Genomic DNA, 661 nt, shown 5'->3' with positions numbered 1-661 from the left:
CGGGATTGGCGGAACCGCGCTGGGTGCCAGTGCCAGCGCCGACGGCTTTGCCGCCACGGCCACGGGTGTCGGTGCCTTTGCATCCGGTGCGCAATCCTCCGCGTTTGGCGCGGTGGCCAATGCCACCGGGGACTACAGCACTTCAATCGGTACGCAGAGCGCGGCCACCGGCACCAGCAGTGTCGCCATTGGCGGCCCTGCGGACCTGATTCCGGGTTGGGGCTTTTTCGTGGATACCCAAGCCAGCGGCGAGGTGTCCACAGCGGTAGGTGCCGGCGCCATCGCGTCCGGCGACTATGCGCTGGCCTCCGGTGCCTTGAGCGAAGCGTCCGGGATTGAAGCCACGGCGCTGGGCTATTTCGCCTACGCACCGGGCGCCAATGCCAGCGCTATCGGGGCCGAGAGCTGGGCCAGCGGAATCAACAGCACGGCGTTGGGTTATTACAGCACCAGTCTGGGGGCGGACAGCACGGCGTTGGGAGCCAATTCCGAGGCGGTGGCCAGCAACAGCGTCGCCCTTGGCGCGAACTCGGTAGCCGAACGCGACAACACGGTGTCGGTCGGTGATGTCGGCAACGAGCGGCAGATCACCAATGTCGCTGCGGGCACGGAAGATACCGATGCGGTGAACGTGGCGCAGTTGAATGCCGCCACCTTCGAT

At 66.4% G+C, this 661-nt stretch carries 1 pseudogene; it reads left to right on the top strand.

The features are described from left to right. Positions 1-661, top strand: a pseudogene (locus tag QZH66_RS17815) (hypothetical protein); the annotation flags it as partial.

Source organism: Stenotrophomonas sp. YIM B06876, from assembly GCF_030711595.1.
GTDB lineage: Bacteria > Pseudomonadota > Gammaproteobacteria > Xanthomonadales > Xanthomonadaceae > Stenotrophomonas.
The sequence above is the reverse complement of the archived record's forward strand: the minus strand, read 5'-3'. Positions and strand labels throughout refer to the sequence as shown.